The organism is Mesorhizobium sp. M1D.F.Ca.ET.231.01.1.1 (genome assembly GCF_003999155.2).
Taxonomy (GTDB): domain Bacteria; phylum Pseudomonadota; class Alphaproteobacteria; order Rhizobiales; family Rhizobiaceae; genus Mesorhizobium.
The window spans coordinates 1-290 of sequence record NZ_RZOZ02000254.1 but is presented as its reverse complement, the minus strand read 5'-3'; the positions used below and the strand labels follow the sequence as shown (position 1 = coordinate 290).

The following is a 290-nucleotide window of genomic DNA, read 5'->3' as shown; positions in this document are numbered from 1 at the left end:
CGCTGTCGCCGGACGACCTCAAGGAAGACCTGATCCACTCGCTGCAGAAGCATGTCGAGGTCGACGAGCCAGAGGCCGACGGCGAGGCTATCGCCGACCAGACGACCGGCGCCGCCACCGCTGCCGCAGACACGGACGACGCCGAGGAGAACATCGCCTTCGACCGCATGAGCGAGGAAGATCTGCTCGCCGGCATCGAGGGCCTGGTGCCGCCGGAAAAGAGCGACGATTACTAAGAGCTTTTGACAATTCCACTCAGCCCGGTCTCTGAGTGGAATCTGAAAAGCTCC

At 62.8% G+C, this 290-nt stretch carries 1 pseudogene; it reads left to right on the top strand.

The window, feature by feature from the left end:
- Window positions 1-236 (top strand): annotated as a pseudogene (locus EN874_RS33185) (DNA-directed RNA polymerase subunit omega); the annotation flags it as partial.
- Window positions 237-290: the final 54 nt, after the last annotated feature.